Consider the following 1,118-nt stretch of genomic DNA (forward strand, 5'->3'; position numbering starts at 1 on the left):
CCTGGGCAGCAGCCCGACCCTGTGCCGGCTGGAGAAACGGGCGACGCGCTCGGATGGGGTGGCGTTGAACCGGGTGCTGGTCGAGCAGTTCATCGCCAGCCAGCCCCGGGCACCGGAAGAACTGGTTCTGGATGTCGATGCCTCGGATATTCCGCTGCACGGGGATCAGGAGCTGAAGGAATTCCATGCCTATTACGACAGTCATTGCTACCTGCCGCTCTACGTCTTCTGTGGAAAGGCCATGCTGGCCTGTGTGCTGCGCAGGAGCCGCATTGACGGGGCGCGGCACGCGGCAGCGGTGATCAAGCTGATCGTGACGCGTCTGCGCCAGGCCTGGCCCCGGGTGCGCCTCATCGTCCGCGGTGATTCGGGATTCTGTCGGCAGCGCCTGATTCGCTGGTGCGAGCGGCAGGATGTGGGCTATGTCATCGGCTTGGCGCGCAACGCGGTGCTGCATCGCCAGGTCGAAGGCTGGGAACGCCTGATGGAACACCGCTATTCGGCCGGTGGCATCAAACAAAGGCTGATTCGCGAGTTCCGTTATGCCGCGCAGATTTGGGATCGCCCACGGCGGGTCGTAACCCGGCTGGAATTCGGCGCGCAGGGCAGCAATCCGCGTTTCATCGTGACCAATCTCGATGGCACCCCGGCCGACCTGTACGACGGGCTTTACTGCCTGCGCGGGGAGGCCGAGAACCGGATCAAGGAAACCCAGCTCGACCTGTTCGGAACCCGCGCCAGCTGCCGGCGCTTTCTCGCCAACTGGCTGCGGGTGCTGTTCTCAGCGCTCGCCTATACCCTGATGCAGCGCTTGCGCGAACTGGCCCTGGCCAACACCGAGCTGGCCAAGGCCTCGGCCGCCACGATTCGCGTCCGCCTGCTCAAGATCGGCGCCGCCGTGCTGCGCAACACCCGACGCATCCGCATCCTGCTGGCCTCCCATCATCCGTTGCGCGACGTCTACTTCATGGCGGCCAACACACTGGCTTCTCCATGACGATCACACCGTGCGTCCCCGACACGTTGAGCATCGGGGGTTGGGGGAAGTCCACCGGGCTGGAGAGTGAGAAGGTCTCGTACAACGCCGGCTACACCAACGTGCACGAGCTGATCCCATG

Annotated in this window: 1 protein-coding gene; it reads left to right on the forward strand. The window is 64.6% G+C overall.

The window, feature by feature from the left end:
• On the forward strand, positions 1-997 hold a 997-nt coding region (locus ACK4TH_RS12040), incomplete at its 5' end, for an IS1380 family transposase (protein ID WP_409626784.1).
• Between the last annotated feature and the right edge of the window lie 121 nt (positions 998-1,118).

Origin of the sequence: Tepidimonas sp., assembly GCF_046292505.1 — a bacterium.
GTDB lineage: Bacteria > Pseudomonadota > Gammaproteobacteria > Burkholderiales > Burkholderiaceae_C > Tepidimonas.